Source organism: Paenibacillus rhizoplanae (assembly GCF_042684125.1).
GTDB lineage: Bacteria > Bacillota > Bacilli > Paenibacillales > Paenibacillaceae > Paenibacillus_AQ > Paenibacillus_AQ rhizoplanae.
Map to the genome: position 1 here is coordinate 1 of NZ_JBHUKY010000045.1, position 22,369 is coordinate 22,369.

Here is a 22,369-nt window from a genome sequence, read left to right on the forward strand (position 1 = left end):
AAGCCTCTCTTTTGTGGTTTCATGATGATTCCTCCAAGTTAGGTCTTACCTGTTATTACCCGATTTCAGGATAGTTAGAGAGATAATCAACCGTAGTTTTTTTTAAAACCATATGTACTTACTTCCAGCCCCATAAAATCGAAGTTTGTGACATAGGCCTTTAAAGAATCAATATGATCATAATCTTTTTCCATAAATAATTGACTAAATGTACATTTGAGAATAGTTCTATTCAATTCTGTAGAATCTTCTTGTGACTTAATAACAATATCAGAAGATCTAATTTTCCATTCCCCTGTACTCGATTCTCCTTTAAGTTCCATTTTTCTCATGAGAGCTCCAGATTTATACTCCACATGATAAATTCCATCTGTCATAGCTGCAAATTTCTTGTTACCTGAAATATCTACACTCACTCCCCACAATACAGAAATTGGAGAATTATCAATCAATATTCCCTTACCATGAAAATAAAAAAATGAAAGTTTATCATCTTCAACAAGCATTTTCTTTAAATGTTCTTCATCAGTCATGTTATTCTGAGCTCCTCTCTACTTTCGCTTATTAAATCACACTTTAATGTAGGGTATTCATGAAATTATTATGCTATGCATTAAATAAATCCATCATGATTTTCTATAATAAATATCCGAATTGGGACCCACACGAGAATAACAAGGCAAATTACTTCCTTTTCACTTCAAAAGGTATGTTATTATTATCCTGGAGTTTTCTAATAAATTGATAATTAAGATACTAGTGTACAAGGAATAGATCAATATGATCACATATAATTATGATATAAAAATGGACTTACATAATGACTGGCATAACTTTTTGAAATCACAATTTAAAGTATAACTGTTTTCACCGAGAGGGATTGTTCTTGATACCTCGTTAGAAAATACTCAAAATCCACTATCAATCTGATGAAGTAAACAGAGATTCGTTGAGCAATCATTGGCGAATTTGGAATGTTTCTTTAATAAATTGATTGTATTATCAGCTTTTAATCTGCGGTTAACTTTCCAAATTTTTATTAAGGGCGGTAAGAAAATGTATGATGATAATATGTTTCAGCGGACAATAATTCATAGTTTATTGTACGCGAGACGCAGAAAGTTTGACAAAATAGCATGTTCAAATAATTTTGATTCTGAATGTTATGAAACTTTAGCTAATATTATAAATTCAATCAAATTTGATGATCAACGTTTGGAAAGAAGATTAGAACAGACAGAACGCAATATGAATTTAATTTTAGATGGTACATTCAAGAACTTCACTAATGATGATTTGGAATCAATAAAAAAAATTAACGAATATCTTCAAATAAAAAAAGAGCAGTTTGCTGATTTCAAAAAAGGTAGATTGGATATATTATCCTCTATAAAGGAAGGTTTGTCTTCCACGTACGATACCAATAGGAGGTTAATTAGACAGTTAGATTTGGATGACGATATATTAATTAGCCGATATAATGCATACGTTGATTTTCAATATTATGTTGAAAACCCACTAGCAAAAATTACATTGAGGGTATGGGAGAATCAACTAACTAACCCTAATGTGTATCAACGAGGGCATAAGTTTAAATTTTTGGTACATGCAATACGCACTAATGCTGAAAATGCTCTTAAAAATGCTAAGAGCTATCCTATTATTTCTACAAGTTTAATTACTGACGAATTTCAAGGGACCTATCAAAAATCGAAATTTGGATTTGTTTATCAGCCTTCTGTAGAGAATGTAATGCTCATTAGTAACTCTGATTGCTATGCAAATCACCTTCCTTTCACTTCCTCATACATCGAAGCTGAATTTTTTTCGCTTACTTCTACACCGCTAGGACCAAATAAATATTTTCAGTACAATGATTATGATGCGTGCAAAACCATGCATATTGAAGAAATTGAAATGAATTCAATAAAGAATCAAAAAGGTAGTATGGAGGACGTTATAGAAAGTGATACATATAATGAAATCGTACTATTTAATAACGCTGATACAAATCCAATTGCTGTCTTTCTACTAGAAACTGAAAAAACCAGTGATTTTTCAGTAACTACAGCTGAAGAGCTATCCATAAAATTAAATCTACCTTTAATAAAAATTTAACATGATCAGGCTTGTTTGGAACAAGAATGGACAAGTACAGGCCTCGAATTATTAGTAGAAATAGGAGGATTTATGCCTTATCATTTTGCTTTAAAGGTACTTGAAGGAAAACGAGGATTAAAGCTAACCCGAGAGAAGTACGCAGTGGTTAACAACAAAAATTCATTGGGTCATTCTTCCGCAGATATTTATGCTGATGAGGAAGGAAAGCTTTATTCAGATGAATGGTGTACGAAACAGCTAGAGGAAAGTCTGAAAAATTACGATTTGAATATGGAATATTTCTCTTTATTAAGCCGCGATGAATTTAATAACGAAATAAGAAATTTTCTTAGCACAAATAACTCGTTTATCGAAGTGTTTGATCTCAACTTGTATGACCAAAAATCGGGTTATTATTTGATGGTGCTCGATGAATACTGCCAGTTATATATTGGTACCACAGATGATATTAAAAAACGTATTAAACAACACTGGACGAAGACCAAATCTTTTGATCGGCTTCTTTTTCCAATGGGTAATGTTAATTCCTCGATCCTTTCCATTGATAGTTTTCGTGCTCTGGATACAACAAGAATTTTTGCATACACCGTAAACGAGACATACCGTAAGGAAGATCACTTTTTAAATCATTTTTCTCCTAAATTCATATGCAACCGACTCGCTGGTGGGAAAATTACTGGGGGCTTGTTACAAGCAATTACAATGATGAAAAAACGCGATTTAAGTGAGCTTAAGCATAATTAACTTTAATTTTTCGTTGTGTTTTCGGAATTGAAACAAACTTTGGGTTAACAGGTCAATTATTAGTTACAGCAACAGGGATTATATCTTCAATGTGGTGGTTGCCTCATGTTCAAATCATAAAACCTTATAGCAGGAATAAACCCCCTTTTTGTCGAACATAGGCACCAGGAGGGATTCAATGAAGATCAATTTATTTGGGAACATAGATTTATGGAAAACCACAGGACCAATCATTTTAGGTGGGGTTGCAGTTGCAGTAATCGGCCTTATTTGTTTTCTCCTTATTCGAAGGATTGAAAATGGATTCATACGCAATGTGGTGAGTATTTTATCGGTACTATTAATTGTTTCTGGATTCTTCGGGACAGTATACTTTGGAAGTGAAATATGGGGGAGTCGCTGAAGGCGGCTCTCTTTGTATTCACCCGAATTTGAAATGGTTTGTATAATTTGGGTTTCAACAATTCACCATTCTCAAACTACCCATTTTATGAAGCAGAGCGGCCATTGCTTATCAATATATTTTTCTTATTAGTCATTGAACGTCTCAATCAACTCTGTTAAGCCCATACACCGATTGCTACACCTTACTTAGAGTTATCTCCTAACAGGGTTTTCATCCAATGTGTTGTAATGAAAAACAATTTAAACATTTGAATTCGACTCCAACCAGTTTTCTACAGGGGCACCCACTAACTTTACACTTTGTATCTATTATAGCAGCTTTTGTGGTGAATCATCTGTTCATATCGTACACTCCACTTCTTATAGTTCACTATTTTCGTATGCCCTTCTTCTTCTCCGTTAGCAAAGCATTTTCATCCATGATACTTCATGGAGAGAGTTAAGAATACCCATCTTCATCTTCCAAAAACAGATCATACGTTCGCCATAACATTTGATATTCCCACATTCAATCTGTTCCTTTTTGGTGATAAATCCATGGGAACATGTGTACTTTCCGCTAATATCCTGTGGATAACCTGTTAATAGAAAAATATGTTTACAAACACAATATATTGGGTTAATCTTATTTCGAAAGCACAATATATAGAAAAGGAGGTCTGTATTATGGCTAAATCTAGTTCTCAAAAAACTTCTAGTTCCAAGATGTCTACTGTTGCTTCGAAAGCTCTGCAAAGCAAACAAACAAGTAAATTGACCAAGTCTTTAGCTGCCAGCGTCCTCTCGCAATCCAAATAATATTAAATACCAAATCAAGGAGGAATCTATGAGTAAAACATTCAAAATTAGAGTCGGCGGTTCAAAGTCACAAACCAAAAATGATCTAAAAAAGTTTGAACGCGAAATTTCACGTGAAGTGAACAAGCAAGTTGATAAATTAATCAAGAGAATAAAGTAAGCATCATAACCTAAATTTCTCCTCCTTCAGATGCGGGTACATCTGAAGGAGAATTTTTAACTCCAGGTAAACGGAAATTAATTATTTTTTTGACCATTTACTGTCAAGTTAATCACCTCCCGAATCACATATCCCCCATCTCAAAAAGTGGTTCTTAATCATATATTCATACTCTTCTTTCCGAAAATAACCATAGTTTCTACACATAAGGTTTATCATACAAAAATCCTTGTAAAGGTGTGATCTTGATGGTAAAAGTAACTGGCTTTAAAGAATTGAACAACAGATTGAATCGAATAAGTAAAGGCGCTCAGGAACTTGGTGCTCAAAAACAAATGTCCTTTGATGAGCTCTTCCCAGATTCCTTTATTCGAAAACACACCCCGTCTGAAAATATCTCTGATTTTCTAGATGGCGTTGGCGTTAAATCAAAAGAAGACTTTGCGGCCCTTCCCCAGGAGGACTTAGAGAGTTATGTTCGTTCTACGACGAAATTTTCAACGTTTCATGAAATGTCCCAAGCTGCCCTTGCCGAAGTGGTTTACAAAAAATTAGGATTTTAGTTTGACAGTAGACAAGCCCCTGCATATCAGCAGGGGCTTGTCGCTAAGGATCGACCTCTAACTTTAAATAGTGCATCATAACACGTTCCGCCCTCTATATAATGAATAACACTGCACTTGGTTTACACTATAAAAATGATGAACCAGAATTGAGTTAACGGGCTGACACTTACAATATGTGTAAATGTTATCTTACAATAATAAGGGGTAGCTTAAAATGTACTAAGGAGTGAGTCTCATGGCATCCGTCACACAAAGAGTAGAGAAATTCAAACAGCCTTATGGAGGCTTTTTAAGCCCAAACGATTTTACTAAAACAGTTTTCGATGACGGGATCGAGTTGTACTCAGAGGAGAATATATATGCTGGTTTAGTCGGGATAGCGGTAGATTATCTGATTCGCTTCATGACTGGAACCTCTGCGGAAGAGGCATTTAAGATTTCGCTGATTGGTTCTCAATACATGAAACAAGAAAATAAAGCAAAAGAATTCATAAAGCACATAAAGGGCTTGGATGATCAATCCATAATTTATACCTGTAAACTCGTAGGTTATGACGTGTGCGCTAGAGTGGGCACATTCAGGTATAAGCCAGTAGAAGACATTAATCCAGATGAAAATACTGTGTCTAACATTCGTACAATGGTGAATAGGAGCCTTTCTTTCTGGGAACATTCAGGACCAATTATTAAGGAAGGTTTCACTTTTGAATTAGCTTATACACCGACGATTACGTGCGGCGACGGGGATTATCTGACAGAAGATACTTTGTGGGATTTAAAGGTGTCTAAGAATTCTCCAACAAGTACGCATACTTTGCAATTGTTAGTCTACTATATTTTGGGTCTTCGCTCAATTCATTTGGAGTTCCAAAATATAAAAAAATTAGGCATCTACAATCCAAGGCTTAACATAGCCTATTTGTTAGAAAATTCAAAGATTGATTCTTCCTTGATAAAAGAGGTAGCTACTTATGTTGTAGGTGTTCATTCGCCCCTCGAAAGGGTTGAGACCCACATGCATGTCAAGGAGTGGGTTATCGTGTCTCCAGACGGCAAGACCTATCGTTGCAGCAATCTTAAGCACTGGCTGCGTGAGCACGAACATTTGCTTGATGGTACAGTCACTCAAGCCTCGGACGGTATAAGAAAGATCAAATACTCCTTGCAGGGCAAACGGAAGAATAAGTCGTACCATTGGAAAGGGTGGCAACTCTTAGAGTGGGGCGACAATTAAAGTGACGATTCTCCATGCTTAGATCCGCGTTTTGGCCCAGTACCAGCGTAACTGACACTAGGTACAACTTTTGTAAATAAATGTTAGTATTTGGACTTGGGAAGTTCCTTTTTTGATGGGAGTCGGAACAATCCTGTCCAATTTACCCATCCCAACAGACCTCGATGAGAGAGTCTGTTTTTTCAATACATAAGATAAGTTATGTCCGGCTGCGATCATTAAGCCTAACGGGCAGTTAAACGCAACAAACTCATTAGTATTTACGTTTTAAGGTTATGTGGTAAAATGTAGTGAATTTTGAGCGAGAAGCTTTTAGGGAGTGAACAAAGAAAATGAGCTACTCTAGAGGCTTGAAATTTGATTGATGCTGTGGTTTTCGTTTCTGTCGGAGTGAGTGGTGCAGTAGCATACCAGAATGTATATGCAAAAAGTGCAACTACTCAAAGTAGCGTTAGTCCGAAAACCTATTCTCTAAATGAAAATGGACAGACATACGGTTCTGACGCATATGCTACCTCCCCAGAAACGGGACCTGAATTAATCAGTGCTATATGTGAGGATGGCATTGAGGGATATGTGATGAAAAAAGACTTGGACGGTGAACAACCCAAAACGCCCGGAGAAGCCAATGCGATACAGAACAGTAGATCACCAGGTGGTCGCGATATTCCACTTTATGACGTAGATGGTGAAACTATAATTGGTGTGTTTCATGTTGGAGGAAAGTAACAAAGTATGTTCAAGGTTGCGCTAACGGTAAACATTAGTTTAATGGAAATAGGCGCCCAAGACTTAGGCAGTAAAGTCTTAGACGCCGTTTCTTCTTTGATGAATCAGCCCCAGTGGGCAAAAATAATTATCTTAGTTGCTATTGCACTCGCATTATTAGTCGCTGTTTTTGTTTCTGAAGATCCCACAATCGTTTCAAGCCTTTCATTTGTAGCCTTGTTTTTTACTTTGAGCAGAATGGCATTTAGATTAACGAAATCCAATAAATTATAAGCAAGAAGTTATTATCCTGAATTTCGAAAGTAACTGTACCCAAAAACAAAAAAAGGGCTCATTTCTTTGGTAGAATGGTGTTTGCGAGAACAACATCACCCAAAGAGAGGAGCACCTTTTAGGTGAAGTCTACCACATCCATTCCTAAAATCAAGACCGAATTTTCGCTGAATCAGTCGACAAGCGTCGGAGGAAGTAAGATCTTCCTCGATTATCTCGAAAAAATCAAACTGCGCCAGGTGCTGCAAATCGTATCTGGAGGCAAAGCCCGCAATGCGCTGTTCCCCATGCACCACATTCTGCTGTATCTCATCATCGGCTGGTTCTTGGGCTGTGAGCGTCTTTTTCACTTTCGCAGATGGCAAAAGGACTCTCTCCTCCAGCGTTTTCTCGGTGGACGCTGTCCACACCACTCTCTTCTGTACAAGGAACTGGCTCGACTGGCAAAAATGAATCCCCATGTACAGATGGAACTCCGACAAGTGAACCTCGAAGTGATTCGGCCGAGTCCCCCTCCAAACTCATTCTGGATTTGGATTCCACCGTGGAGACAGTCTATGGGAATCAGGCCAAGGCAGCCAAAGGTGTGAATGCCCATAAGCCGGGGCGGAAAAGCTACCATCCCTTGCTGGCTTTCGAAGGACAATCCCACCTCTGCCTGAATGCCGTGCTCCGCGCCGGAAACGTTCACTCGTCCACGGAGGCTTCTGCTTTTCTGGAAGAGACCTTTGGCCTCCTGGGCCAGCACCCGGTCCAATATGCCCGGTTTGACAAAGGCTTTGGCGGCGAAGACTTCTATTCCTTGTGGGAGGAACGAAAGATTGGCTATGTGGGCAAAATGAAATGGACGAAGCGTCTGTCGGCTGAAGTGGCCTCTTGTCGGTACTGGAAACGTTACGTCGACGAAGACTGGATCATTGAAGGCATCGCCCTGTGGTACCAAGCGACCTCCTAGACGAAGCCACGGCGGGTCGCCGTGATCCGCAAAGCAACAGTCGTTCAGGACGACCAAGCGTGTTTACTGCTGGACACGGATTGGCAGTACGAAGCCATGGTCACGAACCTGGACTGGGAAGCGATCGACTTGTGGCGGTTTTACAACCAGCGCTGCTGTATGGAAAACTACATCAAAGAAGCCAAAAGTGGATTTTCCATCGACAAGATCGCAACAGGCTCTTTCGAAGCCAATGAAATCGATCTCCTCGTCAAATTGCTGGCGTATAACCTGTATGAGCGCTTCAAACGAGATTGCTGCGAACCCATTCATTTTGGTTATACGGTGGCAAGGTTTCGCCTGGAATTCTTTCAATGTGCGGCGACGCTGGTGAGTCACAGTCGAACCACCGTACTCAAACTGACGAAGGAATTTGCAAACCGCTACGCCTGGAAACGGATGGAATTTAAGATCGCCCAGCTAGAATGAAGGCTTCTAGAATTTAACATGGAAATTCAAATGCCCGGTCTTCTGGGGTGGGGGAACCTGCAAGCAGGTAGATGATATTGGAATATTCCCCCTGTTAATACATCCTGATTCTTACAGGTTTTTCGAGCGGCCAGTCTCTGGCTTCTTTATTATTACGCGCTTTCGAAATTCAGGATTATATTTACTTTGGCTAATATTAGGTTATTTAACTTCAATTTTAGCCATTCTTTTCCTAATTGATATATTTTCCTCAAACCTTGACATTTACAATTATGTAACCCAAAACGGAAATGAAAAAATAGCAGTTCCGATGTTATCTATTTCATTTATTTTACTTCAAATCGCTTTAGAAATTGAAAATAAATAGTAGTGATTTGAGCAATCTTATCTGACCAATAAAATTCAGATAAGATTGCTTTTATTGAAATTGCATTAACTAGCGTTCCTTGGACGACCTCTTCGTTTCGATCCGTCTGCTTTCAAATCAACTATAATATTTTCAATACTTAGTCCATATTTGTGAATGGCATAATCAACTGCCATTAACAGTTCATTATAATTCCACATAACAACTTTTTTATTATACCTTCTAGCTAAATCCTGTAGCTTAGCAGTAAATCCTTGTTCAAGCTCACCCGCAACCACAATGCCAATAACATGTGTCATTGTATCTGTACACTTGCCATAAAACTGCTCAAGCATCTCCCGCCCTTTATCACTTGCACTTGTAATTTCTTTCTTCTCATAACTCTTAGCAATGCCTACAAAAACTGCATCGTCCATATTTAACATCTTCATGTTGAAGCTAATATCACCATATTCTTGACCATGATGGGGATGTAGCTGATGATTTGTAAAGGTAACAAAAGGTTTCATCACACAGCGAACGCTATGTTCTTTTTGACAAGCCTTACAACCATCTGAGCTTTGCTTTGAGCACTTTTCCTTCAGGAGCTCCATAACTTCTTGTAATTCTTCTCTACGCTGTTTTGAAATTCTACGCCCCCATACTTTTTCAAACTCAGGGATATCCTCCACGCGGTACATGACTCTGGAGGCTTTATTAGCAGAATAGTGTACAACGTTATTAGAGAAATGGAACTGCTCCTCTTCAGCCATGAAATCAACCTCAGGGAAGTATTTTTTAATCATACGCTGCATCAAAGATGTCAGTGCTTTATTAGGATACATCAACACACCGTCATACCAGGAGTTAACCCTTACTTTATGGCTCATCAGGCATGTTAGTTGATTCAGTTCTAAGTTTTCTGAGCAGAATCCACACTTTACGGTTGAGACTTGTCCCTTTCTGCTCAATACCATAATCTCAAATTTACCGCAGGATGGGCATACCAGATCCGCATGTTCCTGGCAGCCCTCACAATATGGTCTAAACCGTAAGTTCATATGTTTCTTTAGTGCTGCTACTAGTTTTTCTGGTTTTTCATTCAGTAACTTATAGCTTTCGATACCTTTCTTTTCGCAGATAACTATAGCTTTCATCAATTCCACAATGGTTTTCTTTTCGTCATGACCATATGCGAATGTTTTCACTTCACTGTCATCAGCTATACCAAATGAATCAAATTTTTCTTCAATGTCACCATTAGCATGGATGGTATTCATGTGGTTCATGATCTGGCCAATTCGCCACAGCCCCCATCGTCTCATATCCGTCGCCTTCAATTGTCGCGTCAAATAAATTTTTCCCTTTTCACAGTTTACTCCCAAGGTAGAAAACAACTCTCCATCCTCATCAATGGCCTCTTGGTAAACAGAACTTGGCGAGTCATATCCCTCGTACTCTGGATTTTGACTTATTTTATTTCCTAATTCCTTATCTGCTAACGTAATTTTTTCAATTTTTCCCGAAGCATCAGAGGAAGTGGTACTGAAAGTCGTTCTTTTCATGGAGTCTTTAGGAAATACACGTTCAACAACAGACTTTGTAATATTCACGGGGATTAATAAGCATGCAAAAGCTTCTTCAGCCACACTAGAAAGGGTCCCAACTAACAGATCACTGGGAAGATTAATATTTACATACCGTTGGTCAAAATTGATCCACATAAATCCGTACTTTAACTCGTAAATGAATTCATTCTGTTCAGTCTCAGGATCAATGAAATTATATTTTTCGTTATATTTGAACGCAATCTCCAAGGTTTGAGAATCAATAAGTGTCTGATCAACAGCAAATAATGAGGTTACATTGTCATTCGAATAGGGGACATCTCTAAGGCGTTGGTTTAATTTCTTGATGGCTTTATCTTCTTTGTGGGCTTGTATAAATGATGCTGAAGTGGTTTGCGGGTCTAAGGACTGGAGATGAAAAAGACGAAAGTTAGGCCTATTACTATAACGATTTTCTTCAAAACATAATTCAATGTGTTCTTCAGTGATTTCAGGACTCTTATTAATAATTTCAATCAGTTTAGCTTTTTCAACACGTTGGAGCGCTTCTTTAATATCCTTCTTTGTTTCTCTTCCGATCACTGCGCGGTATCGATTTTTTAAGTCTTCATCAGTTACATGGGTATATAACAGTTTGCGAATTGCTCCATTTTGAACGTGGAGCAGTTTAGTTGATTTATTATCTGACGGCATACATTATGACCTCCCTCGTTGGTTGTTATGGGAACCCTATGCGTTTCTTGCTGTCTTTTTTATTAAAGAAGGGGGAGCCAACAGTCGCTCCCCCTATGCTGTTACTTGTTTTGATCTTTAAGAATTTGAGTTAGAGATTTGTCGCCAAGACGTTTTCTTAAGGTCCCAAGCTCCATATCACTTCGGACCCCAAAATCAACCCCATACTTAGCTTCAATATTCCCAACCTTTGTATCTGCACGCTTCTGACGATATTGCCCATCCTTATTACGATCACGCATTGAAATTCCTCCTCACAATGTTTGTTATTGCATAAGGAAAATACGGATTTCTTAAGAATAGAATTGCATGTGTAAAAACTGAGCAAGAATGATGTTTTGCTTAAGATTGGTCTGAAATAGCCGATTTTAGGCTAAAATAGGACTTAATTTTAACATTTGTTTACATATTTAAGGGTTTCCCCTGTGGATATCTCGTTTTTGGTGGCATTCCGTCCCGTTTTTTGTGGCGATATCCCGTTTTTAGTGGCACATCACACTTCTAATTAATTATGGAACTCAAGTCCACCCTCACCCGCACCGGCTATACCCACAATTCCCGCAAGTCTTACAGCCCTCAATATTAATCAGCGAGGCGCTGCCGCAGGAAGGGCAAAGATCCCTCGAAGCGGTAGCGTGGCTATGTGCGTCATGACCGCCGTGGCTATCGTTGGTAGCCGCCGCAGGAACCGTGGATTTCAGCTCGGCGTTCAGCGCCTCGTTGAAATCAAGCTCCAGCGTTGCTGCGATTGGCGCAGGAATATGATCGTCATGGGCGTTGTTCAGCACATGGGTCTCCAGGGCTTTGGCTACGGCGTCGGCGATGGACTCGACGCGGTTCGCACCGAAACCGATGGCGCCGGAGCCGCCGATGCCCTTGAGGTGCTTGATCAACAGGCCGACCTTCTCGCCGTGGTCGCCGTAGCGCAGGAACAGCGAGCAGACGCGGCCCAGGGCTTCCGCCATGGCGAAGACGTCAGAGCCAGCCTTGCCGACATTCAGGAAAATTTCTGCCGGGATACCATCAAGATCGTTGATCGTGATATACGCCATGCCGAACGGCGTGTTGATCTTATAGGTCGCGCCGCGCAGTACCTGCGGACGCTTCTTGTATTGCTTGTCTACTCCGCCGGACGCTGCCTGGTGAGCAGGCGCTGCGGCTACAGTTGTCGGAGTTGACGGAGCGGCTTCCGTTTCCTTAATCACCTCAGGCTTGGCAGCCGTTGCCGGTTCGTCCTTCTTGTCTTCCTTCTTCTTGGTCTCCAGCACCTGTACATCACGGCTGCCATCACGGTAGATGGTTACGCCTTTGCAGCCCAGATCGAAGGCCATTTCATACAGCTCTGCGGTCTCTTCCACCGTGAAGTCGGACGGGCAGTTCGCGGTCTTGGAGATCGAGCTGTCCACCCAGCGCTGGATGGCTGCCTGCGCGCGGATATGATCCTTGGCGGACAGGTCCATCGAAGTGACAAAGTATTCCGGCAGTTCTTCTCCCGGATGGGACTCCAGCCATTCCTGGGCGATAGGCACGAACTGCTCATCGTAGCCGAGACGGCTCTGACGGAAATATTTGAAGGCGAAATACGGTTCGATCCCTGTGGAAGTGCCGACCATCGTTCCCGTGCTGCCGGTTGGTGCCTGGGTAATCACCGTTACGTTACGCATACCCTGCTTGCGGATCGACTCGCCCACTTCAGGATAGACCTCGGTGATATTCCGCATGAACCCGCTCTGCAGATATTTATCGGTGTCAAACGCCTGGAATGATCCCTTCTCGCCCGCAATCTCCGCGGAAGCCAGATAAGCCTCGCGGGCCATGAAGCCGTAGAGCTTGTCCAGGAACTCCAGCGATTCCGGGCTGCCATAGCGGATATTCAGCTTGATCATCAGCTCAGCCAGACCCATGGTGCCGAGACCTACGCGGCGTTCGAGCTTCTGGTTGGCTTCATTTTCCGGGAAATGATACGGTGTCTTGTCGATAACATTATCCAGGAAACGCACGGAATAACGGGTCGTTGTCGCCAGATCTGCCCAGTCCACATCATGATTCTCCGCATCGTAGAACTTGGAAAGATTGACGGCGGACAGGTTGCACACGCCCCATCCGGGCAGGCCTTGTTCACCGCAGTTATGGGCAACTACACCACCTGCAATCAGCGAATGCGTCACAGGTTCGGTGATATCATATACCGTTACAACGTCGCCGGGTTCAATACCAACGACTTTGGACAGAAACTTTTCAGATTTGCGGGAAGGCCGGGCAATCCGCTCCAGCGCTTCTTGTTTTCTGGTAATGAGCTTGAACCCGATCTTATTCTTGAACTCCAGAATGTTGTTGCCGCTTAAGACAAGCTCATAGAATGCGCTGTGTTCGTCGTTATAGATAGAACTGTTAATTCCGAAATTAAGCAGCAGCAACTGAACGCCTTGAAGAAGTTTCTTTGAAGCTGAGGTCAAGCGGACAGTAAGGTGCATCTCATCTCGGTCATATACTGTTCCGTCTGCGGAGAATAATCCTTGCAGGAACGCTACAACAGTCTCACGTGAAGCTGTATACAGCGCAGCTGGAACCTCTTTTTCAGCGGCTCTAACTGCCTTCACTCCGAGTTCTTCAAGCTGTTCCCGGACCCAATCCTCACCAATATCATCCTCAGCCGCAAACCCGCCTTCACCAGACTGCAAATATACACTATCTTCAGCACTCAGGTTCTGGGCCTCTTTCCAGCCGGAATCGGTAAACAAGCGATGCTCAGGTGTTACGGATAGTTCTACGCCATTTTGCAGGGAGATCTTCAAGGTTTCTCTGGTTCCGGTTGGGAAGACCGTAGCTCTTCTCATCTGCAAACCTGGAATTTCATAGCTTCTCCCGCCGACCACTTTGGCCTGCTCCACTAATCTCAAATCGGTTCCAACCAGGAAGGACTCTGCTCCGACCTTCTTATATAGCTCTTCAATAGTTAAGAGACCATATTCCGTTGCAATCCGGGTGTCCGGGTGAAAACACGGATTCGTACAAATAATCGGATTGAAGTACCAGCTATTAGACATCTGATTATAATACTCCATGAAAACAACGCCCGGTTCCGCAGATTTCCAGGCCGATTCGATAATCGTATGCCACACATCGCGAGCTCTGACCGTACGGTAGGGAATCACACGGCGGTTGTCAGCCTTCCATTTATCCAGATCTCCGTCCCAGAGCGTGTCGTAATCAGGATCGGTCGTATCCGGGAAGACCAGCTCCCAGTCCAGATCCTCCTTGACGGCCTTCATGAAGCCGTTGCTCACACAGACCGACAGGTTGGCATTAGTGACCTGGCCCATGGTTTGCTTCACGGTAATGAAATCCAGCACATCCGGGTGCCAGTCATTGATCATCAGCATCAGCGCGCCACGGCGGCTGCCGCCTTGCTCAATCAGTCCGGTGGTATAGCTGAAGAGGCCGCCCCAGGATACGGAGCCGCTGGAGGAACCGTTCACCCCTCTGACAATGGCACGGCGCGGACGAAGCGAAGACAGGTTGATGCCTACGCCGCCGCCGCGGGCCATAATCTCCGTCATCTCAGAGAGCGTCTGCATAATGCCGCCCCGGCTGTCTTTGGGGGAAGGAACTACATAGCAGTTGAACAGGGTAAGCTCCTCGCTCGCTCCGGCACCCGCCGCAATCCGGCCGCCCGGTACAAGCTTCCAGTCATCCAGAATCGAGCGGAATTTGCCTGTCCATTCTTCCTGAAGCTCAGGGGTCTTCTCTACGGATGCCATCGCTCCCGCGAGACGGTCCCACATCTCCTCCGGAGTCTTCTCGATATTGAGCGTCAGCTTCTCCACATCCGATTGCACCAGCTCCCCGCTGCGGGTTTTCACGGTTACAATCCGGCCTGTACGCTCTACAATCTCGCCAACCTCCTTGGTTGGAAACTTCGGATCATCCTTCGTCAGGACAAGGACTACATCGCCTACCTTGGCATTATTGCTGTCCGCATCCTTCCAGGCATAACGGTCCAGAAATATTTTCTCGCTCAAACCCTCCAGACGCTTGTTCCGTTCCACAGTACTCAATAATATTACCTCCCGGATGATTAATAGGTCATGCTTCCGGCGGACGTTAACCGCAACCTGCTTGTCCAGCGGAAGCTCCTGTTGTCAATAACAAATAACCGAAAATTCCCGCACACAATCAAAATTTCATGCTTTTGTAACAATATATAGTGTGCGTCAATGTTTAAACTATACCACATGTTGTGGGATGAGATCATTTATGAAAAAGCAGCTCCTGGCAGGAATATCTGAAAAACTGGAAAATAGAGCTTATTTCCTCCCTCTTTCTCGCTTTTTTGCCGGTACCGGAACTGAAAGCTTTCCAGGGGGATTACAGCATTCCTCTGTGAATTCCATGCTCCGCAGGTTATGAAATCTCTCTTTTACGCGCATACTACTGCTACGCATTTCGATATGAAACTGCGACGGAGGAGGCTGCAACATGACGCAATTATTCCGCAATTCCCTGCCGCACGAGAACGTAACTTCTGCGCCGCTGCTGCCTGTTCCTCTATCTATTGAGCGTAACTGGCTGCATGATCTGGAATCGAGACTCGATAAAGGCGGTCCTTGGGGAGACTGGCGGTTATCCCGCCTTGCCGTGCAGGGAGAGCAGTCGGGCCTGGTTACGAGCTTCGATGAGCTGCAATGTATGAAGCATCTGAACGGGCTGTCCCCGCTTCCCCATCAGCTTGATACTGCGCATAAGGTGCTGTTCCAGATGTCGGGCCGGGCAATTCTCGCCGATGAAGTTGGTCTTGGCAAGACGATAGAAGCCGGGCTGGTGCTGAAAGAATATCTGGTGCGGGGTCTGGTGAGCAAGGTTCTGATTCTGGTGCCGGCCTCGCTTGTCCTGCAATGGGTACGGGAGCTGAATGCCAAATTCGGGATCTCTGCCGTGGCGCAAAAAAAAGCCTATTCCTGGGGCAATGACATTGTCGTCGCCTCCATGGATACCGCCAAACGTGACCCGCATAAGGAAATGCTGCTTAGCCAGGAGTACGACATGCTCATTATCGACGAAGCCCATAAGCTGAAGAATAAGAAATCCACGAACTATCTGTTTGTACAGCAGCTGCGCAAAAAATACTGCCTGCTGCTCACCGCCACACCCGTGCAGAACGATCTCGGCGAGCTGTTCAATCTGATTACGCTGCTGAAGCCGGGCCAGCTCGGGAATCAGGGCGATTTCGCCACTAATTTCGTTGTCGATAAGCGCCAGCCCAAGAATGAAGTCCAGCTCAGGGGCGAGCTGTCCAAGGTAATGATCCGTAACCGCCGGGGCGAAGGCCCGGTGAACTTCACCAAGCGCAAGGTGCGCAACATCCCCCTCACTCTATCGGCAGAGGAGAAGGAATTGTATGACGGCGTCACTGCTTTTGTCAAAGACCAATATCAGGAGGCGGGCGGCAATCTCAGCAGTATGCTCTCCCTGGTTACGCTTCAACGTGAAGTCTGCAGCAGCCGGGACGCTGTGTTCGTCACCCTGGTGAACCTGATCAAGAAGCTGCCGGCGGATTCTCCGAAGCGTGAGCGGATGATGGGTCTGCTCCAGACCATCCGTACCGTCAAGACGAATACCAAGGCGGAGAAGACGATGGAGTTAATTCAGCAAATGAATGAAAAGGTCATCGTCTTCACCGAATACCGCGCCACCCAGGAATATTTGCTTCAATATTTCCGGGAGCATGGACTGCAATGTGTCACTTACTCGGGCGGGATGAACCGCGGCAAAAAAGACTGGATGATGGACCTTTTCCGCGGACGTGCCCAGGTGATGATTGCCACGGAAGCAGGGGGCGAAGGCATCAACCTGCAGTTCTGCCACCATATGATCAATTTCGATCTGCCCTGGAACCCGATGCGGGTGGAGCAGCGGATCGGACGGGTACACCGGCTGGGCCAGGAGAATGATGTGGTCATCTATAACCTCTCCACGGAGGGGACGATTGAAGAGCATATTCTCCACCTGCTGCATGAGAAAATCAACATGTTCGAGATGGTCATCGGCGGGCTGGATGTCATTCTGGAACGCTTCGAGAAGAAAGAGTCGCTGGAGAAAAGCCTGTACAAAATCGTCCTTGAAGCCCGCACGGATGAGGAGCTGCGCAGCAGTCTCGATGATATTGGCGATACGCTCAGCGAGCTGACCCATGCTGATCTGGATGAAAGCGAGGTGGCGCCTTGATGCTCTCGCCCGTGGAAGTACGCAAACAGGTCATGGATTATCTGGAAGCGACCGAATGTACCATCCTTGAATCCTCACCGGTGCATGTGACGGTGAAGCTCTCCCCCCGCGCGGACCGGATGCTGACGGACCGCCCTTATTATTGGGGATTCGTGGAGCGCACCGGCGTAGATCCCGAGACCTTGTCCTTCAGCTTCGTCTTCGATCCGCAGAAGTACGATGAACTGGCAGCGCAGGCTGCGGCGCAGGCCGCACGCCCGCGCAGTGGCGGCGCAAGCCGCACGGCAGCGGCAGACGCGCTGCCGGGCCAGGCCGGTGCGGCGGCGGATGCCGAGGCTGGGGCGGAGCTTGTCGCGGCGCAGGCTGCGGCGCCGGGCGGTGCGCTGCCTCCCGGGGTCTCGGCTGCCCCGGAGGACAGCATCCTTGCCCGGTACTTCGGCGTCGTTCCGGCGCTGCCGCGCATCGGGCCGGGCATGATCCGCCGGGAGGATGTGACCTACGGCAGCAGACGCCTGCGGCAGATCTGGTCGGCGGCGCGGGATGAAGGCAAGTGCCTGCAGCTGTTCGAGGACCCCGGGCTCAGGCAGCGGACCACCCTGTTCTCGGCGGCCTACGAGCCATGGCTGGCTGTCTGCTACAAGGTGGAGATGACCTGCGACCTGAAGCGGGAAGAGCTGCATTTCATTGCTGTGTCGCTGACTTCGGGGCTGATTGTCCCTGACTTTGAAGCCCGGCTGGCTTCCAAGGAGCTGACGCCGCGTCTCCCGGAGAACATTCATGTTCAGCCGTTCGAGCTGAGCATTACAGACGGAGCCGACCGGCTGGAGGGATATCTGACCTCGAAGCTGGCGCTGCTGGATTATACGTGGGCCGAAGAAGCCCGCGAAAGGTTGGAGCTTGAGCTGAGCATTGTGGATATTTATTATGCCGAGCTGCTGAAGGAAGAGGATGAGGAGAAACGTCTCAGCATCGAGGAGCAGTATAACCGCCGCCGTCAGGAGACCTCCTGGCAATATGAGCCGCAGATTGCAGTTTCTGCCGTAACATACGGACTGTTTCATCTGCGCAGCACATAGAATGCGACCCTGCTCGCTAAAAGCAGGCAAAAAAACAGCGAAACTCCCGCCGCCTGCCGCGACAGCAAGCAACAGCCTTTTCAGGGCTTGTCCCCTACAATGAACAGTAAGCAGCAGGAGACCCGCCGGTCTCACAGTCATGAGACCGGGGCTTCCCAGCGAATAACCTTTGGAACAGGAAAGGTGAACGATACTATGATAAACAAAGCAGGACAGAAGGAACCCCGCGGGCAGCGCAGCCGCTTGCTCCTCTGTCTGATTCTTGGACTGGCACTGTTCGCTGCAAGCGTCTCCCCTCCTCCGGCGATGGCGTCCAAAAGCAGCCGTACCACCGTGACGCAGGCCGTCATGCAGGAGGCTCTTCCGGGGCTTGCCATGAAGCAGATTCCGTCACCGGAAACGCTGCAGACCTTCACCAAAGAGACGATCGGTAAGCTGTCGGCCCATGCTCCTTTTACAGAATGGAAGGATGCCGGGACGGAGGTCTACCCTCTTGGTCCGGGAACGCGAAGCTGGCTGGTCAATGTGATGAACGGCGGGCAGCGGATCGGCTATCTCATTATATCTGCCGCAGATCAGGGCGGTTATGTGCTTAGTGAATATGGAGCCGGAACCTCCGGCCTCCCTTACAGTATGCTTGAACTGCGCCAGTATCTGGTGCAGCAAGGACTGATACCCTCTAATTCTTCAGGTGCCATCGGAGTTAAGGCGCTCTATGCTCCAATGCTGCCTGTCTGGAAAATCACTACAGAGAACAAAACGCTGTATCTGAATGCTACCGTTCTGGAGACGCTGCCCTGGAGTCAGAGCCAGGCTGAGAATGTTCTTAATGCTGCACCGGAAGCCTCAGCCATGCTGTCCTCCGTCCCGGGCCAGGCGCGCACTCCCCAACCCGCCTTGCGGAGCGGCGGAGAGGATGACCCGTATGCCGATCTGCTGTGGCTGACCGTACCCGGGCTGAAGACGCTGAACGGAGCAAGCCTGAGCGCTCTGCTTCAGGAGCGGGGCAGTCTCGCCTTCCAGTCCCAGGGGCACAACGACACGCTGGGCGCACCATTCATGATTACAGGCAGCCAAAGCTGGCTGAAGCCAGGCGCTTCCCGGGACCAAGGCAGCACCGAAGCCGCTGTAGTCTATGCTGCCGCCGGTCCCGGTGGCAGCCGCTACCTCCCTCTGAGCGCCCTACAGAAGGCTGGAACCTTCCACAAGCTGCCGGTGCCGCTGCCTGGGGGAAGCACGCTGGGCGTAGTCCCTGCATCGGATTCCCGGCAATAGGAATCACATTGCAATCCATCTGGTCCGTCAAAGCAAACAGCCTTCCCAGGTGCCGTCTGAACGGCTCCTTGGGAAGGCTGTTTGCTGCTACACCTGAATTCCTCTCAACGCCCGTTTTCTCCGAATTCAGATGACTTACCTGAATCCCACTCAGCGCCCGCTTTCTCCGAATTCAGGTGCACTTCTACTCCTGAATCCCACTCAGCGCCCGCTTTCCCCGAATTCAGGTGCATTTATACACCTGAATCACACTCAGCGTCCGCTTTCTCCGAATTCAGGTGCACTTATGCACCTGAATCACACTCACCGCACGCTTTCTCCGAATTCAGGTGCACTTATACACCTGAATCACACTCAGTGCCCCTTTTCCCCGGATTCAGGTGCACTTATACACCAGAATCCTGCTCAGCGCTCGTTTTCCCCGAATTCAGGTGCACTTATGCACCTGAATCACACTCACCGCACGCTTTCTCCGAATTCAGGTGCACTTATACACCTGAATCCCACTCCCTGCTGAATCGCTACTCCTTACCATCCCTGTCCCGGCTCCATTTGCTACGCCAGACCGACCAGGCGAGCGGGATCGTACCGAACCATTTTTCCGCCCAGGGCTGCTTCTCAGCCTTCCTTCTTGCATGGACGGCGCGCGGGTTCTCAATGTACACAACAACCTTCTCCGTAATATATTTCACCAGATCATCTCCGCCGGATGCCATTTCATACACCTCCCATGTGAGATATGGCAGTTATCATTCACTGGCCTTATGCCTATAGTGTGCACCAATCCCCTGAACTCTAAACCGGAAACTGAAGCTTCGTATAGGTTCGGCTGTTAAGGCACAATCTAACAATAACTATACTTATCGGCAGGGAGGTTATTCACTTGAGACAATCGGAAACATTAGAACAACACAACTCAGAACAACCCGGCTGTTCACGCGAAATTGACCGGCTGAGACTGGGGCTGCGGCTACAGCGGTTCCTGGCAGCGGCAGGAGTACTGTTGCTGCTTACAGCGGGGAATGCCGGAGCTACCCACGCGGCTGCACCTCGGGCCGGAAAGCAGGCCAGCATCCCTAAACACAGCCCCCATATGCTCGGCCATGACCAGCGGATGATTCTGATCGATGCCGGCCATGGGGGGATTGACGGCGGAACCTCATACGGCAGCATTCTGGAAAAGGACATCACCCTCGCCATCTCACGCCGCCTCTTTCTCCTGCTGCGTGCGGACGGCTTCGATACGATCCTGAACCGGACCGGCGACTATGCGCCCAGCGATGAGAATCAGTGGCTGCGAAACAGATCCCGGCATCTGCGCGATCTGGCCCAGCGCAAGGAGCTGGCGGAGACGCTTCCGGCCAATGTCGTGGTCAGCATCCATATTAACTGGGCGAAATCCCCGTCCAAGCATGGTCCGCTCGTCCTGTACCGCCAGGAAGGACGCAGCTTCCTGCTAGCCCGGACCATTCAGGATCAGCTCAACCAGCTCTACAGGATGAAGAATGATCCTATCCGGGGCAAGCCCTTCTACCTGCTCAACAAAATAACCGCCACAACGGTTATCGTTGAGGCGGGATTTGTAAGCAGTCCGGCTGACCGCAAGAAGCTCTGCACTCCGAAAGGCCAGGAGGAAATTGCCGAAGCGATTGCCAATGGAATCACCGCTTATCTTATGGAAGTGTAAGCCTGGAGTTCCATTTCCATTCATCCCGTACCAGCTCCGAGATTCCGACAAACTCCACGTTGTCCTTCATTCCGGCAATGCCGCTGCGGATACCCGCTGCGGTTTCTTTGCCCTGAATGCCGACATGGCCGATCGTTACACAATATCTCTGGCTCAGCGCCCGTTCCTGCACGAGCTTCATCTGCTTCGCCACATGGCTTGCCGAATGCACATCATCGAGGAAAATGTGGTTCTCCACCGGCGGCATTCCCAGCTCCCGGGCCATCCGTCCCGCGACTGAACGGTAATTGGTATGGCTATCTACGAAGAATAGACCTCGCTCCTTGCAGACCTCCAGCACAATACCCATGACCCGTTCATCTCCGGTCACCTTGGAGCCCATATGATTATTGATGCCGATCGCGTATGGCACATTATCGAGCGCAGCTTCCACCCGCCCCCGGACCTCGGCGTCATTCATGCTGGTCAGCACGGCCCCCGGCCCCAGCCATTCCGGCTTGCCCTGACGCGGCTCCATCGGCAGATGGACCAGCACATCGTAGCCAAGCTCATGGGCACGCCGTGCGTCCTGCTCGCTGGAACGAAGGAACGGCATTACTGCAACGGTGATTTTGACCGGCAGCTTGAACATTTCCTCCGTCCCGCGCATCCCATTGCCGAAATCATCGACTATGATGGCTACCCGGCTGAGCTGCTTAGTCTTCTCTGCCTGCGGTTGTGCGGAATGCGTGTCCTCTGCCGGGGCTGCTGACACTGCTTGCGGCGCTGACGGTACCAGTGCGGTTATAGTAATCAATGCTGCGGCTATAGAATACTGAAGGATATGCTTTATTCTCTTGTTGTTTGTCTTCATCCTGGACATCTCCTTCGTGGTTCAACTAATGCTCTCATTGTTTGGCTCACGAAGGTTAAATATGTACGGCGTGCTTACGAAATAATTAACAATGTGAAGGGGAAGCGGCGGTCGGCATCAAGCAGCGCCTTCACCACCTGCTGCGGGATGCAAG

The 22,369-nt window shown here is 46.6% G+C and carries 19 protein-coding genes and 1 pseudogene; 14 read left to right on the plus strand and 6 right to left on the minus strand.

What is annotated here, in order from left to right; translation table 11 throughout:
- Positions 1–86: 86 nt before the first annotated feature.
- A complete protein-coding gene (locus ACFSX3_RS22515) occupies positions 87–533 on the minus strand; it encodes a hypothetical protein (protein WP_209990848.1) in 447 nt (148 codons plus the stop codon).
- Between the two features lie 523 nt (positions 534–1,056).
- Between ACFSX3_RS22515 and ACFSX3_RS22520 the strand changes: the two genes are divergently transcribed.
- The 10 genes and pseudogenes from ACFSX3_RS22520 to ACFSX3_RS22565 all read left to right on the plus strand — a co-directional run bounded on the left by ACFSX3_RS22520 (position 1,057) and on the right by ACFSX3_RS22565 (position 8,453).
- Positions 1,057–2,118: a hypothetical protein gene (locus ACFSX3_RS22520; RefSeq protein WP_340992271.1), complete on the plus strand. Its 1,062-nt coding sequence runs from the start codon at positions 1,057–1,059 to the stop codon at positions 2,116–2,118.
- A 15-nt stretch (positions 2,119–2,133) separates the two neighbouring features.
- Positions 2,134–2,865: a hypothetical protein gene (locus ACFSX3_RS22525; protein ID WP_340992270.1), complete on the plus strand. Its 732-nt coding sequence runs from the start codon at positions 2,134–2,136 to the stop codon at positions 2,863–2,865.
- Between the two features lie 178 nt (positions 2,866–3,043).
- Positions 3,044–3,268 (plus strand): hypothetical protein, encoded by a 225-nt coding sequence (locus tag ACFSX3_RS22530; protein ID WP_209990852.1) that lies wholly within the window; start codon positions 3,044–3,046, stop codon positions 3,266–3,268.
- 668 nt (positions 3,269–3,936) lie between these two features.
- The gene (locus tag ACFSX3_RS22535) at positions 3,937–4,068 is read left to right on the plus strand and encodes a hypothetical protein (protein ID WP_340755098.1); all 132 of its coding nucleotides are present in this window, start codon (positions 3,937–3,939) and stop codon (positions 4,066–4,068) included.
- A 28-nt stretch (positions 4,069–4,096) separates the two neighbouring features.
- Positions 4,097–4,228 (plus strand): hypothetical protein, encoded by a 132-nt coding sequence (locus ACFSX3_RS22540; protein WP_340992269.1) that lies wholly within the window; start codon positions 4,097–4,099, stop codon positions 4,226–4,228.
- A 248-nt stretch (positions 4,229–4,476) separates the two neighbouring features.
- A complete protein-coding gene (locus ACFSX3_RS22545) occupies positions 4,477–4,791 on the plus strand; it encodes a hypothetical protein (protein WP_209990854.1) in 315 nt (104 codons plus the stop codon).
- Positions 4,792–5,029: 238 nt separating this feature from the next.
- A complete protein-coding gene (locus tag ACFSX3_RS22550) occupies positions 5,030–6,028 on the plus strand; it encodes a hypothetical protein (RefSeq protein ID WP_379256820.1) in 999 nt (332 codons plus the stop codon).
- A gap of 357 nt (positions 6,029–6,385) precedes the next feature.
- Complete coding sequence (locus ACFSX3_RS22555) at positions 6,386–6,757, plus strand: hypothetical protein (protein ID WP_209990856.1); 372 nt, start codon at positions 6,386–6,388, stop codon at positions 6,755–6,757.
- A 6-nt stretch (positions 6,758–6,763) separates the two neighbouring features.
- Complete coding sequence (locus ACFSX3_RS22560; RefSeq protein WP_209990858.1) at positions 6,764–7,030, plus strand: hypothetical protein; 267 nt, start codon at positions 6,764–6,766, stop codon at positions 7,028–7,030.
- A 122-nt stretch (positions 7,031–7,152) separates the two neighbouring features.
- A pseudogene (locus ACFSX3_RS22565) lies at positions 7,153–8,453 on the plus strand (IS1380 family transposase).
- A gap of 432 nt (positions 8,454–8,885) precedes the next feature.
- Here ACFSX3_RS22565 and ACFSX3_RS22570 read toward each other — a convergent pair.
- The 3 genes from ACFSX3_RS22570 to ACFSX3_RS22580 all read right to left on the minus strand — a co-directional run bounded on the left by ACFSX3_RS22570 (position 8,886) and on the right by ACFSX3_RS22580 (position 15,157).
- Complete coding sequence (locus ACFSX3_RS22570) at positions 8,886–11,060, minus strand: hypothetical protein (protein ID WP_209990859.1); 2,175 nt, start codon at positions 11,058–11,060, stop codon at positions 8,886–8,888.
- A 101-nt stretch (positions 11,061–11,161) separates the two neighbouring features.
- The gene (locus tag ACFSX3_RS22575) at positions 11,162–11,341 is read right to left on the minus strand and encodes a hypothetical protein (RefSeq protein WP_094869427.1); all 180 of its coding nucleotides are present in this window, start codon (positions 11,339–11,341) and stop codon (positions 11,162–11,164) included.
- A gap of 288 nt (positions 11,342–11,629) precedes the next feature.
- Positions 11,630–15,157 (minus strand): LAGLIDADG family homing endonuclease, encoded by a 3,528-nt coding sequence (locus tag ACFSX3_RS22580; protein ID WP_209990862.1) that lies wholly within the window; start codon positions 15,155–15,157, stop codon positions 11,630–11,632.
- A gap of 421 nt (positions 15,158–15,578) precedes the next feature.
- On the opposite strand from ACFSX3_RS22580, the gene ACFSX3_RS22585 reads away from it, so the two are divergent.
- The 3 genes from ACFSX3_RS22585 to ACFSX3_RS22595 all read left to right on the plus strand — a co-directional run bounded on the left by ACFSX3_RS22585 (position 15,579) and on the right by ACFSX3_RS22595 (position 19,675).
- Positions 15,579–17,324 carry a DEAD/DEAH box helicase gene (locus ACFSX3_RS22585; RefSeq protein ID WP_173137685.1) on the plus strand — a complete coding sequence of 582 codons (1,746 nt, stop codon included), beginning with the start codon at positions 15,579–15,581 and terminating at the stop codon, positions 17,322–17,324.
- Positions 17,324–18,400, plus strand: a complete 1,077-nt coding sequence (locus ACFSX3_RS22590; protein WP_417629287.1) for a YqhG family protein — start codon at positions 17,324–17,326, stop codon at positions 18,398–18,400. Before ACFSX3_RS22585 ends, ACFSX3_RS22590 begins: the two co-directional genes overlap by 1 nt.
- A gap of 195 nt (positions 18,401–18,595) precedes the next feature.
- Entirely contained in the window at positions 18,596–19,675 is a 1,080-nt protein-coding gene (locus ACFSX3_RS22595) for a hypothetical protein (RefSeq protein WP_209990866.1), read from the plus strand.
- A 521-nt stretch (positions 19,676–20,196) separates the two neighbouring features.
- On the opposite strand, the gene ACFSX3_RS22600 is transcribed toward ACFSX3_RS22595, so the two are convergent.
- Positions 20,197–20,391, minus strand: a complete 195-nt coding sequence (locus ACFSX3_RS22600; RefSeq protein ID WP_173137691.1) for a YqzE family protein — start codon at positions 20,389–20,391, stop codon at positions 20,197–20,199.
- A gap of 167 nt (positions 20,392–20,558) precedes the next feature.
- On the opposite strand from ACFSX3_RS22600, the gene ACFSX3_RS22605 reads away from it, so the two are divergent.
- Complete coding sequence (locus tag ACFSX3_RS22605; protein ID WP_379256826.1) at positions 20,559–21,362, plus strand: N-acetylmuramoyl-L-alanine amidase family protein; 804 nt, start codon at positions 20,559–20,561, stop codon at positions 21,360–21,362.
- On the opposite strand, the gene ACFSX3_RS22610 is transcribed toward ACFSX3_RS22605, so the two are convergent.
- Positions 21,349–22,215, minus strand: coding sequence for a divergent polysaccharide deacetylase family protein (locus ACFSX3_RS22610; RefSeq protein ID WP_209990868.1), 867 nt, complete (start codon positions 22,213–22,215; stop codon positions 21,349–21,351). The genes ACFSX3_RS22605 and ACFSX3_RS22610 overlap by 14 nt on opposite strands.
- Between the last annotated feature and the right edge of the window lie 154 nt (positions 22,216–22,369).

Coding starts and splice junctions, on each gene's coding strand:
- ACFSX3_RS22515 (WP_209990848.1), bottom strand. CDS start 533: ATGACTGATGAAGAACATTTAAAGAAAATGCTTGTTGAAGATGATAAA.
- ACFSX3_RS22520 (WP_340992271.1), top strand. CDS start 1,057: ATGTATGATGATAATATGTTTCAGCGGACAATAATTCATAGTTTATTG.
- ACFSX3_RS22530 (WP_209990852.1), top strand. CDS start 3,044: ATGAAGATCAATTTATTTGGGAACATAGATTTATGGAAAACCACAGGA.
- ACFSX3_RS22535 (WP_340755098.1), top strand. CDS start 3,937: ATGGCTAAATCTAGTTCTCAAAAAACTTCTAGTTCCAAGATGTCTACT.
- ACFSX3_RS22540 (WP_340992269.1), top strand. CDS start 4,097: ATGAGTAAAACATTCAAAATTAGAGTCGGCGGTTCAAAGTCACAAACC.
- ACFSX3_RS22545 (WP_209990854.1), top strand. CDS start 4,477: ATGGTAAAAGTAACTGGCTTTAAAGAATTGAACAACAGATTGAATCGA.
- ACFSX3_RS22550 (WP_379256820.1), top strand. CDS start 5,030: ATGGCATCCGTCACACAAAGAGTAGAGAAATTCAAACAGCCTTATGGA.
- ACFSX3_RS22560 (WP_209990858.1), top strand. CDS start 6,764: ATGTTCAAGGTTGCGCTAACGGTAAACATTAGTTTAATGGAAATAGGC.
- ACFSX3_RS22570 (WP_209990859.1), bottom strand. CDS start 11,060: ATGCCGTCAGATAATAAATCAACTAAACTGCTCCACGTTCAAAATGGA.
- ACFSX3_RS22575 (WP_094869427.1), bottom strand. CDS start 11,341: ATGCGTGATCGTAATAAGGATGGGCAATATCGTCAGAAGCGTGCAGAT.
- ACFSX3_RS22585 (WP_173137685.1), top strand. CDS start 15,579: ATGACGCAATTATTCCGCAATTCCCTGCCGCACGAGAACGTAACTTCT.
- ACFSX3_RS22590 (WP_417629287.1), top strand. CDS start 17,324: ATGCTCTCGCCCGTGGAAGTACGCAAACAGGTCATGGATTATCTGGAA.
- ACFSX3_RS22595 (WP_209990866.1), top strand. CDS start 18,596: ATGATAAACAAAGCAGGACAGAAGGAACCCCGCGGGCAGCGCAGCCGC.
- ACFSX3_RS22600 (WP_173137691.1), bottom strand. CDS start 20,391: ATGGCATCCGGCGGAGATGATCTGGTGAAATATATTACGGAGAAGGTT.
- ACFSX3_RS22610 (WP_209990868.1), bottom strand. CDS start 22,215: ATGAAGACAAACAACAAGAGAATAAAGCATATCCTTCAGTATTCTATA.